Genomic DNA, 14,269 nt, shown 5'->3' on the forward strand with positions numbered 1-14,269 from the left:
ACAGAAATGACAACATAGTTTTAAAGTCATACTCGTTTTTTGCGTGAGGGATAGCAGCAAGCTACCGAAGTAGCGCGGATAGCCCGACCGCAATAAAAAAATGGGCTCATCAACACCCTGCTGATTAGCCCATTTTATTTATTGAGGTCACGCCCTAATGATTTTTTACTTTGGACTTGTGGCAATTACAAACTTCAGATTGTTCTTTACCCCTATCTGTAATACATCAACCAAATCCTGTACCTGAAGATTAAACGGAATACGAACTACAACAGTTTGCTGTTTATCATCTCCAATTTTTGACATCAGACTCGTTTCTAATTCTTCAAACTCGACTGGCTGTTTGTCGATATAGAACTTTTTATCCTCGGTAACTGATAAACTAATTAATTGTTTATTCGTTTTTTCGTTAGATTTCGCTTTCGGCAAAGTCATCTTAATAACATTCGGATTTGCAAGTGTTGAGATAATAAGAAAAAACAACAGCAGGAAAAACATGATGTCACTCAATGATGAGGTCGCCACTTCGGCATGAAATCTTCTTTTTCTTTTAATAGACATACCTATGCTCTTTGAATTATATTGACAAAAGCTAATATTTGTTTTTGGATTTTTAAGGCAAAATCATCAATTTTACCATTCAGAATATGATAAGCGCTATAAGCAATAATACCTACAATAAGTCCCGCTCCACTACTAATCATTTTCTCATACAATCCTCCCGAAATGTTTCCGATACTAATATTTTCAGTTACAGAAATACTGTAAAAAATCTTAATTACACCCGAAATAGTTCCGACAAACCCAAGTGTTGGTGCGATACCGGCAATAAGTCCCAGATGTCCTAAACGACTTTCCATTTCACCAATTTCAATATCGGCAGCACGATCCATATTGGCTTCGATTTCTGCGATTGGTCTTCCAATAACCAAAACTCCTTCTTTTAAAACATTCGAAGCTGCAGTATCACTTCTTTCTACAATTGTTCTGGCCAATTCAATATTTCCGGTATTCAGTTTATCTCCAACATCCTGCATTAATCTATTATCTATTTTTGAGGCTTTTGTAATGTATAAATAACGTTCAATAATCACGTAAAAAGTATAAAACAATAGTATGGCAATTGGAATCAGAAAAAAACCTCCTTTTAAAATAAATCCTAAAACTGAGATTTCGGTATTTGGTGCAATTTTTTCGATAACTACGTTAGATGCAGCATTTGCGATGGTATCTGTTTGTAATTGAATGAAGCTAAACATATATTAATTCTGGTTTATAATAATTAATTCTAAAAAATATTTCAAATTTGCAATAAAGATAATTTTCACTATAACATTAAACTAATAAAATCGAAAATTATTTCAATTAACCACTATTTTATTCAAAAATGAACTATCAGGAAACCACAAATTGGATGTTTAATCAATTGCCAATGTATCAACTTCAGGGTGCTTCTGCATACAAAGAAGACTTAACCAATATCAGGCTGCTGGCGTCACAATTGGACAATCCACAGGACAGGTTAAAATGTATTCATGTTGCGGGAACCAATGGCAAAGGATCGACTTCGCATATGCTGGCTTCGGTTTTACAGGAATCCGGATACAAGGTTGGACTATACACTTCTCCGCATTTAAAAGATTTCAGGGAAAGAATAAAAATCAATGGAGAAGAAATTTCAGAAGATTTTGTTATTGAATTTATCGCCAGGCATAAATCCTTTTTTGAAGCAAATGACATGAGTTTTTTCGAAATGTCTGTTGGTTTAGCCTTTGATTATTTTGTTTCTGAAAAAGTTGATATTGCTATTATTGAAGTTGGTCTGGGAGGAAGATTAGACGCAACTAATATTATTACGCCCTTAGTTTCGGTTATCACCAACATCGATTTAGACCACATGCAGTTTTTAGGAAATACACCCAGAGAAATTGCTGGTGAAAAGGCCGGAATTATTAAACTAAATGTTCCGGTCGTAATTGGAGAATACACTCAGGAGACACAGCCTGTCTTTTTGGCTAAAGCCGAAGAAAATAAGGCTCCGATATATTTTGCTTCCGATTTAATTTCTGAAGTTTTTGCTTCGGATTTAATTGGGGATTATCAGTTTCATAATAAAAAGACAGTTCAGCAGACCATTGCTGTTTTAAATACTCAAAACGAATTTAAAGTTTCAACTGAGAATTTAAAAATGGGGTTGTTAAATGTTTCAAAAAACACAGGTTTACAAGGAAGATGGCAACAGTTAGGTGAAAATCCGAAAATAATTTGTGACACGGCACATAATAAACATGGTTTGGCAATTGTGATGAAACAGATTCAAAAAGAAACTTTTGAAAACCTGCATATTGTTTTGGGAGTTGTAAACGATAAAGACCTTGATTCGATTTTGCCTCTTTTTCCTAAAAAAGCAATTTATTATTTCTGCCGACCTAATTCTTCAAGAGGTTTGGATACTGAAATCCTGAAAGAAGCGGCGAAAAAACACGATTTATTAGGCAAAAAATACAATTCTGTAGAAGATGCCTTCTCTGCAGCCAGGAAAAATGCTGGCCAAAACGATTTTATTTATGTTGGCGGAAGCACTTTTGTTGTTGCCGAATTGCCTTTGAAGTAATTGAAATTTAATTTGCATAGAAAAGTTCAAAAAAAAAGCTTTTATAACAAATTCAATTCCAGTAAAATATAAGTTTTAGTGTAAAAAGTTTACATATTTAATGCATTTTCTTTGCACAACTGAAAAACTAACGTATATTTGCACTCGCAATAAGGCATTACACCTTATACGGGCGATTAGCTCAGCTGGTTCAGAGCACCTCGTTTACACCGAGGGGGTCGGGGGTTCGAACCCCTCATCGCCCACAAAAAACTCCATTAGAAATAATGGAGTTTTTTTATGCCCGAAACTTTCGTTTTGACACTTATATTTTATCAAGTGTTATTTTCATTTCTTTGCTGTCTAATATCAGTTTATCATCTGTTATTGTACTTTCACTAGGATATGGTGTACCAGTTTCATCTTTGATTACTAAACTTTTCCCGCCTTTTGTTAAAATATAAGTACCATCTGTAATTTCTGCCTGCAAATAGCCTGTTACATGTCCGTCTTCAGTAAATGTTAGAGTTCCATTTTTTAAAATTGCATTTTTTACAGAATCCGAAAGTGGTACTTTCGCTTCAACAGCAGTAATTTTCCAGGAATTAATAAGTTTATTTCTTCCTTTATGACATGAAATCATTATTATTGTTAAGAATGCAATCCCGAAGATAAATAATTTAGATTTTTTCATGATCTTATGATTAAAGTTAAACATCAACAAGTTACAAAAAAAATAAATTCAAAATATTTAAAATCAATTATTTACACAAGTAAAAATATAAATTTAGAAAGCGTCAATATTTTGAAAAATTACAGCCCCTTTTTATTCAAAGAAATGCTATGTTATTCGTTCAATTTAAAAACATCATCATAATTAATATACCTTTTTCTACCGATGGTATATATCGGAATTCCATTTTCATCCTTAATGATTCCCATACTTTCATCATCTGATTTTGGAAAATTAATTTGATAATTTCTTCCGTCAGCCAATTGAATTCCATAAGTAGAAACAGAATTTTCAATTTGCACAGAATTCTGACTATACTCAAATTTTTCTTTTTTGCCGGAGCTATTTCTAACGGTGAAATCTTTGGCATTAAAAAACAATTCAAATTTTGCACCATTAGCATCTGTGGCTTTCCATGAACCGCGATAGGTATCTGAGCCACTGCATCCAACTAAAATTACTGCTAAAATTCCCAACAATGCAATACTTGCTTTTTTCATTTTTATTTATTTAATTTTTTTTTAGGGTTTTAAGTTTATGCTTTAGAGCCTTAACTAGTTCTAACTTTCAAAACACTTAATTCCTCCAATTCTTTATCCTCAAATGTTTTTAACACAATGTAATACCATTTTTTATCAGCAACATCGACTTTAAAAATCTCATTTTGTTTATGATTCTTGACCGCATTTTCGAAATCAGGAATCATCATTCCCTCTGAAAACCAACCAAGATCCCCGTCAGGACTACTATCCATAGTATACTTTTTAGCTAAAATAGCAAATGAACTCCCCCTATTATATTCCTCTATAATCTTCGTTCTCGACTTTTCAATTTCTTTTAACGAAAGTTTACTTCCATCCAAATAAATATAGCTTACCCGAAAAACCTGAACATTTTTTACAGAAATTATTTTGTACACAAAGTCAATATCTGAAAAAGCATCTCCTGGTTTGACATTGGAAAGTTTTGCAGAAAATTCGTCTGCATACATTCCAGGCACTATATTCATAAGCTGTGCTTCAAGGTTTTGATTTTCCAGCACAAAATTTCTTGCATCTTCAATTGTGACGACTTGCTTTAATTGCTCTTTTATATTTTGAGCAAAAATTACTGATCCAAATAAAAAAGTAATAACTGTAAATATTTTTATCATCTGGAACATTTTTGTATTTCTCTACTCAACTTCAAGCTTATCATTTTATAAAACATCAAAGGAAGAACCCACATAATTTAAAACTTCAACTTTATGTGTGTTGTCCAATCCGCTTTTATCTCTTTGCTCCTGAAAAGATTTAAAAGATGGAATGTTGAGGATTTGTTTTTGTATTTCCTCATTTTTGTAAGTTGAAAAATGAAGGAAAGTTATTCCGTCTTCCTGCAAATAAACATTATAACGAAATTCAGACGGATTCAATTTTTTGAAGTCGATTAGAAATCTGCTGATATTCTCTTTGTTTGCTTCCACAAACTCAGGTTTTACTGTGTAGGTTACTTTTACCGTTATCATATATATACTTTTATTTGTTCGTAAATTGCTTATATGTCGTTTTCTGTCTGACAGTTGATAGTTCTAAAAACTTTCAGGAAACTTATTTATACCAACCTTAAATCGAGAATTTCAGGTATAACGCAAGTATCTTTATTCTTGCTAATATAATATTATTATTACAAATTTGAAACACAAATTCAATCGAAAAAAGGGTTATAAAAATGAGTTTGCATGGACAGCTCATACGCGGCGGCGGACATGTCCAAATTCTTAAACTAACTAAACATTCCATTCCATAAAAAAGCTCCATCTAAATAATGGGGTTTTGCGTATTTTAAATTGTATTGGGAACGACTTCTGCTTCTTCCTCATCTCCTTTTTTACGCCAATAATTAGCCAGTAAAGATCCAGAAACATTCATCCACGGACTAAATACGGCTGAGGCTAATCCTAATGTTGCCAGTTTTCCCATTGAACCTGCTAATCCGGAAGCCATACCTCCGTTTTGGAGACCCACTTCGAAAGCGATGGTCTGACTGCTTTTTTTGTCGAGTCCGCTTAACCTGCTCAGCCAATAGCCAAAAAAGTACCCCGCTCCGTTGTGCAAAACCGAAGCAAGGAAAAGCAAAAACCCAATCTGGATTAAATTATCCCTTCCGGCAGCTGTAGTTACCAACGTAAAATAGATGATTCCAAACATGGAGAAATAAGGCATAATCGCATCAATTTTTGGATAGGCTTTGTAAAGCCAATGGTACAATACCCCTACGATGAAAGCGCCACAGGTAAAGTTGATGATTTCTAAGATATGGGAAGCGGTACTGTCATCGGCAACTGCGAATGCATCTGCGAAGAAAATAAAAACACCTAACCAAATTGTTGAGATCGCAGTCAGAATATAAATTCTTCTTTTAGCTACAGATCCATAATTTTTTAGAATATCATGAATCATAGCAGCTGCCAAAGGAACAAGAACGATTTTAATAATCTCCATCATCATATTGAAGAAATGCACCTCAACCATTGTTCCTGCAAATATTTTCATCAAGAACGGGGTCATAATCGGCGCAGCCAATGTAGACATTGCCGTTACAGTAACGGATAAAACCAGATTTCCCTTAGCAATATACGTCATCACATTCGAAGCCAATCCACTGCTGCAGGATCCAATCAGGATAATTCCGGCGGCGATTTCGGGTTCGAAACCAAAGGTTTTGGCAATGATAAAACCGGCAAGCGGCATGATGGTAAAATGTCCCAATAAGCCAATCAGTACGCCTTTTCCGGATTTTCGGATGCCTGTAAAATCCTCAATGCTCATTTGAGTTCCCATTCCGAACATCACCATTTGAATGATAATCAGGATAAGCCATTTGTTGCGCATATCGAAACTACCCACATGCAGGAAAAAATCAGGATAGATTAATCCGGCACAGACAGCGGTAATAATCCAAAACGTATATTGATACCCGCTCAATACTTTCAGGTGTCCTACCCCAACGGCAATACTTGAAAAACCCAAGATTAATCCCAACTTCCAAAGAATTTCTATTTGCTGTAACCAGCCTAAACCGGCAACGATAAAAAGTAATGGGACAGCCCAAAGAAAATATTTACGCATACTAAACATTATTAAACCATATTATTTTATTCAAAACTTTTTTAAACCATATAAGTCATATAAGTAAATATTAAGTTGTTGCCTTTTTTGCGCTGAGCTTAAATGTCCTTATATAACTTATATGGTGATTTTTTTGGTTAGAAATAAAGCTCTGCCAGTTTTTTCATGGCGATGGCCGGACTTGCCAAAATCGGCACTAGTTTTTCTTCGGCGCTTAAGCCATCAACCACTCTTGCCATTGAAGCCTGTGCCAAAACTATTACATCTACTTCTTTCATTAATTCTTTCAGAGCTTTGGCTACCATTTCGTCATGCTTGGCTGCGTCTCCGCTCATTAAAGCTTCAAAAGCACCTTCACATAATTTAGAAGTAATCGTTGCTTTTTTACCTGCCAACTCTGCTCTTCTTCTAACCAAATCACTGGTTGGTTCCAAAGTAGTTGGTAAAGTGGCAATAACACCTATTTTATTACCAATTTGAACTGCTTCATCTGCCATCGCCTGGTCTACGCGAATTACCGGAACGTTACTTAAAGTTGCAGCGGTTTCAATCGCCACACCAATAGACGAGCAGGTTACCAGAATCACATCGGCTCCTGCGGATTCAGCAAGCTTAACATGGCTCACAACTCTCGCGGCCGTATTGGGCATTAATTTTCCTTTTTTGATTACGTCTTTAATCAGACTATCATCCACTATATTGAACGTTTCAATTCCCTGTAAAAACTCATTACTTAACTGTTGAAACAACGGAACCAGTGTTGCCGATGTATGTACAAAACCTAACGTTTTTGCGCTCATAATTTTTCTCCTTTTAATACTTTTATAAAATAATCGGTGGTACCAACCTGACCGCCTTTAAAATTCATTTCTACTCCATTAACCCATTCATTGTCCGAAACTGCCTTGCAAAGCGGTGCTCCCGGAGCTATTGGTGCAATCATTTCCAGTGCCAGAATATCCAGTTCTGATGCGGCGTAACTTGATGTGTCCCCACCTGCAAAAAGGATTCTTTTAATTTTGACAGCCTTTAGCACTTCTTTGGTTATTTGTCCCAAAATGCTTCCGTAAACCGTACTGCATTGTTTTTGAATGTCATTTTCCGAAATTCCTTTTGTTCTGAAATATGCTTCGGTTTCTGCAATACGTGGATCGTTTGAACCAGTGCTCGTATGCAGAATCGTGCTTTTTCCCTGATTGAAATTGTCAACAATTCGAGCAACGGTGTTTTTTATAATTGCTTCCTGATTTTGAATATCGACAGCTTTGCTTTCTAATGCTATTTCCAAAAATCCATTTTTGAGAGCGTATTCAATTTGTTTAGAAGTCACTGGTGAGCAGCTTCCCGATAAAACAAGTATGGGCGAAACTTCTCCTTCTGATTCAAATGCTGTTTCGTTTCCTATGCCTTTTTTGTCTTTCCAATCCAATCCCAAAGCCATTTCGATTCCGGATGAACCTACTGAAAACAATGTTTTTTCGGTTGCCAATTGATTAAAAACACTTCCGATGGTTTTGAGGTGTTCCAAATTGAAACCGTCAAAAAACAGGATTTCTGCTTTATTGTTTTCTACCGATTCCAAAACTGCTGATGCACCTTTTTCAATTGTCGTTAAATTGACAAGATTGATGGATTTCTTCGTTTGTTTAGCCAAATGAACAGTCAAATCGCCTTCTAAAGCAGGTGTAACGGGATGTTTGCTCATGGACGGATGACGGTCGATACGATAAATTTCTCCGTTTCCAATAGTTCCCATTCGGGCAAACAGATTTCCGAACACGCAAAATCTTCCCAAATGTGGTGCTGATGGCGAAACCAAAACCGTTTTTTGATTGAAAACTTCGCTTCCGATTTCAATTGCTTTTCCGATGTTACCAACATGTGGTGCAGAATCGAAAGTGGAACAGACTTTATAATGAAAGTGATTTGGGGCAAAACTTTTCAGATTCTCAAAAGCAGTATAAAGTTCTGTCTCCATTTCCGATGGTGACATTGACCGGCTTTTTCCGGCCAGGCCGATTGCCTGAATTCCCGGAAAACGATCTAAATCTTTTTGTTCGGGTTTTCGAAGAAAAAGAACAGTTTTCACTCCGGCCAGCGTCAGAAATTCCAGGGCATCCGTAGAGCCCGTGAAATCGTCGCCATAATAGGCCAAAAGCAATTTATCGTCCTTCATTATTTCGAAAATTTCTTTACCGATTCGGCAAATTCCGGATATTTCAAAGTAGTTTCTTCCACAGATAAACCGTCAACGGCTCCTGTCCAGGCTTGCTGTAATGCGTTCACTCCCGCTTTTGCCCCCATTGGATGAGCTAAGATTCCGCCACCTGCCATATACAGCAAATCAGTAGTTTGGGTTCTTCGGTAGGTTTCCACCGCTTGTCCTCCCCATTGTCCAGAAGATACTACCGGTAAAATTTCGTATCCGCCCAAAAAGGGTTTCAAACAGGATTTTATCGAAGTTACCACAGAATCATCGGATTCCCAAAATTTATTCTGGATTCCGTTGACATGCAGTTGATCGACTCCTGCCAGACGCTGAATTTTTTGATAGGCAGGAAACTCAATTCCCAACATTGGGTGTCTGTTCAGCATTCCCCAGCCGTTTCTGTGACCGTGAATAACGAGTTCGCCCTGATCGCAGATTTTCTTCGTTCCCGAAAGGCCAACACTGTTGATGCTGATCATCGCACAGCTTCCTTCTTCCTTTTTGATTAAATCATATTTACGTTGCATTTCGTCAATTTCATCGCTGATATTGAAGGCATACATTACTTTTTTACCTGTTTTTTGTTCGTTGTCACGAATGACTTTCATAATTGCTTTTACCCTTTCATCAAAAGGAGAATTAGCGGCAAAGCCCATCAATTCATCGTCTTTGATAAAATCGATTCCGGCGTCAATGAGTGTTTTTACCAAAGTAGCAGTTTCCTGCACACTCATCCCAATACTTGGTTTTATAATGGTTCCAATCATCGGCCTGTCGGTTACACCACAAGATAATTTAGAACCTTTGATTCCGAATTTTGGTCCTTTAAAATGAGTTGCGAAAGAATCCGGCACTTCAAAATCCATTAGTTTTAAACCCGTAAATTGCGTGATTTCGTATAAATTTCCTTGTAAAGTGCTGATCAGAACCGGCAGATTATAACCGAAGTTCTCAATCGACCAGCTTACTTTTACTCTTGCTTTCTGGTATTTTTTCCCTGGAATACTCCCGCCCGGAATAGAAGGTTCGTCTGCCAAATCCAATAACTGAATATCCTCCACTCGGGCCGCAAAGCGTTTTTTCAATTCTTCAGTTTCGCCCGGAACAGACACAAAAGTTCCCGACGACTGCTCGCCTGCCAAAACCGCCGAAGCCTGTTCTACATCATAAGGGGTTTCGATAAGATATTCTGCAAAAACTCTTTCCATTGTCTTTCAATTTTTTAAGAAATCCTAAATAAATGAATTTATGGGGAGTAAGTGTCCTGCTGTGTGCTGTATGGGAAAATTTATTTTGAAGTTAAGTTAACCTGAATCGGATATTTTAATTTCAGGAGCAGAAAAATTAGGCATTATCAGTAAACATTGTCCCGCTCTTCCTTGCAATTTTGTATGCCGAACCCCGGCACACAAAGATTTTCACTTCGATCGGGGCTAAAAAGCAACATTTTGCTTTTTTGTAATCATGCAAAAAAGAAAACAAGTATGAATCGAATAGCAAACATCGCAAACAAATCAGATCGAAAACAATTATTTCCTGTTGTGTTTGAATTCGTATATTCGCCCATTATTTTGAAAAAAGAAAATGATTGCAAAATTGAATGAAAAAAAATCCTATCCATGGATTGTTGTTGGCTTGTTGTGGTTTGTCGCTTTACTGAATTATTTAGACCGACAGATGCTTTCAACTATGAAATCAGCGATGATGGATGACATTCCTGAATTGGCCAAAGCTGAAAATTTCGGTCTCTTAATGGCTATTTTCCTTTGGATATATGCGCTTATGAGTCCCGTTTCCGGAATTATAGCGGATCGCTTTAACCGAAAAAGAATCATCATAGCCAGTCTTTTTATCTGGTCCGGGGTTACGATGGCGATGGGTTATGCCACCACTTTCAATCAGATTTATATTTTGCGCGGCATTATGGGCTTCAGTGAAGCTTTTTACATTCCGGCCGCATTATCCTTAATTGCCGATTACCATCAGGAAAAAACACGCTCATTTGCTATCGCCATTCATACCACCGGAATTTATTTAGGACAGGCACTTGGTGGTTTTGGAGCCACTATTTCTAAGCATTTTTCCTGGCATTTCAGCTTTCACTCCGTCGGTTTACTCGGCGTGCTTTACAGTTTAGTACTTATATTTTTTCTACAGGAAAAGAAAACGTACTTTTTTGATACAGCAAAAAAGTCATCTGTCAGCTATGAATTCAGGCAAATGTTCAAAGGATTGGGAATGTTATTTGGCAATATCTCCTTTTGGGTTTTGCTCTTTTATTTCGCTGCACCAAGTTTACCGGGTTGGGCGGCCAAAAACTGGTTACCCACTTTATTTACTGAAACGTTACGTTTAGACATGGCTCTGGCGGGACCAATTGCAACTGTAACCATTTCGATGTCTTCCTTTTTTGGCGTATTAATTGGTGGTGCCATTTCAGACAGATGGGTCATGAAACATCTTAAAGGAAGAATTTACACCAGCGCTATCGGATTGTTTCTTACCATTCCGGCCTTATTTTTATTTGGCTACTGCTGCGACACAGCAGCTATTATTTTGGGCGCTATCCTCTTTGGACTAGGATTTGGAATATACGATACCAACAACATGCCTATTCTTTGTCAGTTTGTTGCGCCTCGCTACCGTGCCACCGGATACGGAATTATGAATTTTGTTGGCATTTCGGCCGGAGCCGTAATCACCGAGTTTTTAGGAAAAGCCGCTGATAATGGAGGAATGAGACACGTTTTTGTATTGCTGTTATTTGTAGTTTTGAGTGCTATCGTTTTACAACTGGTTAGCCTGCATCCAAAAACTATTGATATGACTGAGGGAAATGAGTTTTGAAGTTATAGACAAAAAAGAATTCTGAAAAATTATTGAGTTTTTATACAGCCTTTTTTTGTTTTAACTTTTACTACTAGAAGACCATCACAGAACTTTACGTTATTTTAAGAATTTTTCTTAGAGTGGGGCAAGAGTATCGCCAACACTTAAAGTATACAACAGCTTTGGATAAACGAAGTTTGTAACGCTATTTTCCTCTCCTCTTAATTTAAAAAATGCTGCTTTTTGATCATCATTGGCTAATTTTAATAATTCTCCGGTAGGAAAGCGAGGTGATCCATCATTAAAATTTATAAACGTTTTCGATTTTCTAAAAGTAATACCAAGCCATTTATTATCTGATTCAGACTTTTTTAAACTTGGCATTGATTCTAGTATAATTTTATGCAGAAACTTTGTATTCGCAGACAATGAAAACAAAACAATTGAATTATGGGTCAATGTAATATCAAATTCCTCGTTTGTTGTTTTGTCTTTAAGTTTGAGTTTTCTTAAATTTTTCTCTGTCAATTTATCCGGATTTTCATAGCAGGTAAAAAGTCCGATATAAGAATCTGTTTCCAAATCCATACATTGATCAGAATGGTATTTCATGGTGGCGTAATTGCAATCATAAACTTCTATTAAGGCATTATTAAAATCCAGCAATGGCAATTGACACGTTTCATCATTTTTAATTGTCTCGTTTACAGATTCGACAATTGTATGATGAATGGCAGAAAAATTATGGGCCGGTATATTGTATACGGTCGTAGTTCTTACTATTGGAACACCATTTTGAGATGTTGCTACCAAATGATTTCCGATTCTGCCTTTTGCTACATCTTCAAAAGAAACAGAATTCGATAATTCGTCGAATAAATTCTTTTCTAAAGGAAGTGTGATTTTATAAAAACCTGAGTTTTCCATTATTGATTTTTAATAAAGATTTGGTTTAAAATATTGGTTTTTCATAATCTCCTGAATTCATACTGAAATGAATTTTTCCGTATTCCACTTTCTTCTCATACATATTTTCTTCGTAGTAAGAATTTCGCAAATCAACCATCGTTTCAGAGGTCATTTCTTCCAGCTTGATTAATTCACCATTTTCTTTAATATAAGTCTGACCGTTCATGTGTACAGCCTCCAGATTAGAACAACGGGCAACATAACCCATTCTCACCGGAATTTTATCCACATTCAGTACCGAAGGCCTGATTTCATGCGTATACAATCTATTGGTAGAAAGCGGTATTAAAAATGCTGAATTTGGATATAATGTCACGCTGAATTCTTTTTCTAAAGTCGAATCAGTAACCGTACTTTTTAATTTGAAATGCAGTTTTGTCAACCCGCTTGTTTCTTTATAACACCAATCGTATCTGTCTTTTTTTGATGGTTTTAGCTGATCAAAATTAGCTTCATCATAAAAAGTACAAAACACAATAATGCCTTCTTTCGGCATGTCTTTCGTTTTATCAGAATGCGCTTTTATTTTCGATTTTACTTCTTTTGTATTCTCGGCCGTTTTTACTTTGTTTTCATAAATCTGCGCTAATACATGATTTACTTTCGTTTCATCCTCAAAACTATATTTGACAGCATCGTTTAATTCATTTATTATAATATGATCGGTTTCGCGAAAATTATCTGTTGGTCCAGTAAAATTGCTTGAACATCTTAAAAGACGATAATGCAGTATTTCGTTTTCGTCTGCGTTTTCTTCTCTTGAAACTTCCGTCAAATAAATCCCTTTTCTTAAAGCAAGAGAATCTTTATTAGATTCTGTTAAATGCTGAAAAATATGTTCTGATTTAATTTTATCAAAATAATCCTTATCAAACATATCCCTAAAATAAACACCCGCATTGCTGATCAAAATTGGCACTTTTCCTAAGTCTGCAATATGGAAGTTTTCTTTATCGTTTTCATAATTTACAGAGAGTTCCTTAATAATGTACAGCGCATTGGTATCATTTTTAAGTTCATCTAAATCTCCACAGACATAAATTTTCTTATTGTCTAAAGGAGCCTCGATTTCAGATAAACTTTTGACTACAGTTCCGCAAAAGTTTTCGATTGTATACTGAAGTTCTGCTATTTCCTGCTGATTATTTTGTAAAACAACAAGAATATTTTTATCCCTGGCAATTCTGTTTTCAATATCTGATGTTATCATTTTATATTTAGTTTTGATAAAATTTAATTGATTTTCGCTTTTGTCTATATGGTGTCTTCTTTTGTCAATCGGTCCAGTTCTTTCAACAATGTCGGAATCCTGAATTCGCCTTCCATACTTGCTACTTTTTGTACCGCATCGTCTAGTTCAATTCCTATTGCAGTAATAAATAATGGTTTCTGACTATCGCCTCTTAATATGCCGATTTTATCTTTTTCGATCGAAGCAAAATTCGTTTTGGCAACACCAATAATCGGAATTTCTTTGTTTAGTTTTTCATACAAATGACCGCCCAAACCGTATTTCTTTTCATCATCTAAATAAACAAAACTGTCCACAATAATAACATCAACAGTTTTTAAATCTATTTGATTTAATAAACTCATAATACATGGAAGTTCTCTTCTGTAAAATTCTCCGGGAATATATTCTTCTATATTGTCTATTATTTCTGTGTGAATTTTAAAGTTTTTACTTTCATTCCATTTTTCAAATTCCAGACAAACTGTTTTTGCTTTTCCGTTAAAATAGTAAGTATCAAAGGCTAATATCATAAGTTACAAGAAGCGTGTTAGTAATAAATTATATAATGAATTGAATTTCATTTTAGCGAATA

General features: G+C 35.7%; 15 protein-coding genes and 1 tRNA gene. 3 read left to right on the forward strand and 13 right to left on the reverse strand.

Features of this window, described 5'->3' with window-relative positions:
* Positions 1-165: 165 nt before the first annotated feature.
* Both PMI10_RS15150 and PMI10_RS15155 read right to left on the reverse strand, forming a co-directional pair.
* The gene (locus PMI10_RS15150) at positions 166-561 is read right to left on the reverse strand and encodes an ExbD/TolR family protein (RefSeq protein WP_007809541.1); all 396 of its coding nucleotides are present in this window, start codon (positions 559-561) and stop codon (positions 166-168) included.
* A 2-nt stretch (positions 562-563) separates the two neighbouring features.
* The gene (locus PMI10_RS15155) at positions 564-1,259 is read right to left on the reverse strand and encodes a MotA/TolQ/ExbB proton channel family protein (protein WP_007809543.1); all 696 of its coding nucleotides are present in this window, start codon (positions 1,257-1,259) and stop codon (positions 564-566) included.
* A 128-nt stretch (positions 1,260-1,387) separates the two neighbouring features.
* On the opposite strand from PMI10_RS15155, the gene PMI10_RS15160 reads away from it, so the two are divergent.
* Complete coding sequence (locus PMI10_RS15160) at positions 1,388-2,614, forward strand: bifunctional folylpolyglutamate synthase/dihydrofolate synthase (RefSeq protein ID WP_007809545.1); 1,227 nt, start codon at positions 1,388-1,390, stop codon at positions 2,612-2,614.
* 170 nt (positions 2,615-2,784) lie between these two features.
* Positions 2,785-2,859: transfer RNA gene (locus PMI10_RS15165), tRNA-Val, on the forward strand.
* A 59-nt stretch (positions 2,860-2,918) separates the two neighbouring features.
* Here the strand turns inward: PMI10_RS15165 and PMI10_RS15170 are convergent.
* The 8 genes from PMI10_RS15170 to PMI10_RS15205 all read right to left on the reverse strand — a co-directional run bounded on the left by PMI10_RS15170 (position 2,919) and on the right by PMI10_RS15205 (position 9,853).
* Complete coding sequence (locus tag PMI10_RS15170; RefSeq protein ID WP_157489862.1) at positions 2,919-3,287, reverse strand: hypothetical protein; 369 nt, start codon at positions 3,285-3,287, stop codon at positions 2,919-2,921.
* Positions 3,288-3,439: 152 nt separating this feature from the next.
* Positions 3,440-3,826: a hypothetical protein gene (locus tag PMI10_RS15175; protein WP_007809549.1), complete on the reverse strand. Its 387-nt coding sequence runs from the start codon at positions 3,824-3,826 to the stop codon at positions 3,440-3,442.
* 50 nt (positions 3,827-3,876) lie between these two features.
* Positions 3,877-4,479: a peptidylprolyl isomerase gene (locus PMI10_RS15180; protein WP_007809551.1), complete on the reverse strand. Its 603-nt coding sequence runs from the start codon at positions 4,477-4,479 to the stop codon at positions 3,877-3,879.
* Between the two features lie 45 nt (positions 4,480-4,524).
* Positions 4,525-4,833 (reverse strand): hypothetical protein, encoded by a 309-nt coding sequence (locus tag PMI10_RS15185; RefSeq protein ID WP_007809553.1) that lies wholly within the window; start codon positions 4,831-4,833, stop codon positions 4,525-4,527.
* A 316-nt stretch (positions 4,834-5,149) separates the two neighbouring features.
* Positions 5,150-6,436 (reverse strand): bile acid:sodium symporter family protein, encoded by a 1,287-nt coding sequence (locus PMI10_RS15190; protein WP_202948192.1) that lies wholly within the window; start codon positions 6,434-6,436, stop codon positions 5,150-5,152.
* A gap of 137 nt (positions 6,437-6,573) precedes the next feature.
* Positions 6,574-7,236: an aspartate/glutamate racemase family protein gene (locus tag PMI10_RS15195; RefSeq protein WP_007809559.1), complete on the reverse strand. Its 663-nt coding sequence runs from the start codon at positions 7,234-7,236 to the stop codon at positions 6,574-6,576.
* Positions 7,233-8,612, reverse strand: coding sequence for a four-carbon acid sugar kinase family protein (locus tag PMI10_RS15200; protein WP_007809561.1), 1,380 nt, complete (start codon positions 8,610-8,612; stop codon positions 7,233-7,235). Before PMI10_RS15200 ends, PMI10_RS15195 begins: the two co-directional genes overlap by 4 nt.
* On the reverse strand, positions 8,612-9,853 hold the full coding sequence (locus tag PMI10_RS15205; protein ID WP_007809563.1) for a ribulose-bisphosphate carboxylase large subunit family protein: 1,242 nt from the start codon (positions 9,851-9,853) through the stop codon (positions 8,612-8,614). Before PMI10_RS15205 ends, PMI10_RS15200 begins: the two co-directional genes overlap by 1 nt.
* Before the next feature lie 376 nt (positions 9,854-10,229).
* Between PMI10_RS15205 and PMI10_RS15210 the strand changes: the two genes are divergently transcribed.
* Complete coding sequence (locus tag PMI10_RS15210) at positions 10,230-11,492, forward strand: MFS transporter (protein WP_007809565.1); 1,263 nt, start codon at positions 10,230-10,232, stop codon at positions 11,490-11,492.
* Between the two features lie 117 nt (positions 11,493-11,609).
* On the opposite strand, the gene PMI10_RS15215 is transcribed toward PMI10_RS15210, so the two are convergent.
* The 3 genes from PMI10_RS15215 to PMI10_RS15225 are packed head-to-tail and all read right to left on the reverse strand — an operon-like array spanning position 11,610 to position 14,207.
* Positions 11,610-12,401 carry a hypothetical protein gene (locus PMI10_RS15215; protein WP_007809568.1) on the reverse strand — a complete coding sequence of 264 codons (792 nt, stop codon included), beginning with the start codon at positions 12,399-12,401 and terminating at the stop codon, positions 11,610-11,612.
* A gap of 25 nt (positions 12,402-12,426) precedes the next feature.
* Positions 12,427-13,653 carry a hypothetical protein gene (locus tag PMI10_RS15220; RefSeq protein WP_007809570.1) on the reverse strand — a complete coding sequence of 409 codons (1,227 nt, stop codon included), beginning with the start codon at positions 13,651-13,653 and terminating at the stop codon, positions 12,427-12,429.
* 44 nt (positions 13,654-13,697) lie between these two features.
* The gene (locus tag PMI10_RS15225; RefSeq protein WP_007809571.1) at positions 13,698-14,207 is read right to left on the reverse strand and encodes an endonuclease V; all 510 of its coding nucleotides are present in this window, start codon (positions 14,205-14,207) and stop codon (positions 13,698-13,700) included.
* Between the last annotated feature and the right edge of the window lie 62 nt (positions 14,208-14,269).

The organism is Flavobacterium sp. CF136 (genome assembly GCF_000282055.1).
Taxonomy (GTDB): Bacteria; Bacteroidota; Bacteroidia; order Flavobacteriales; family Flavobacteriaceae; genus Flavobacterium.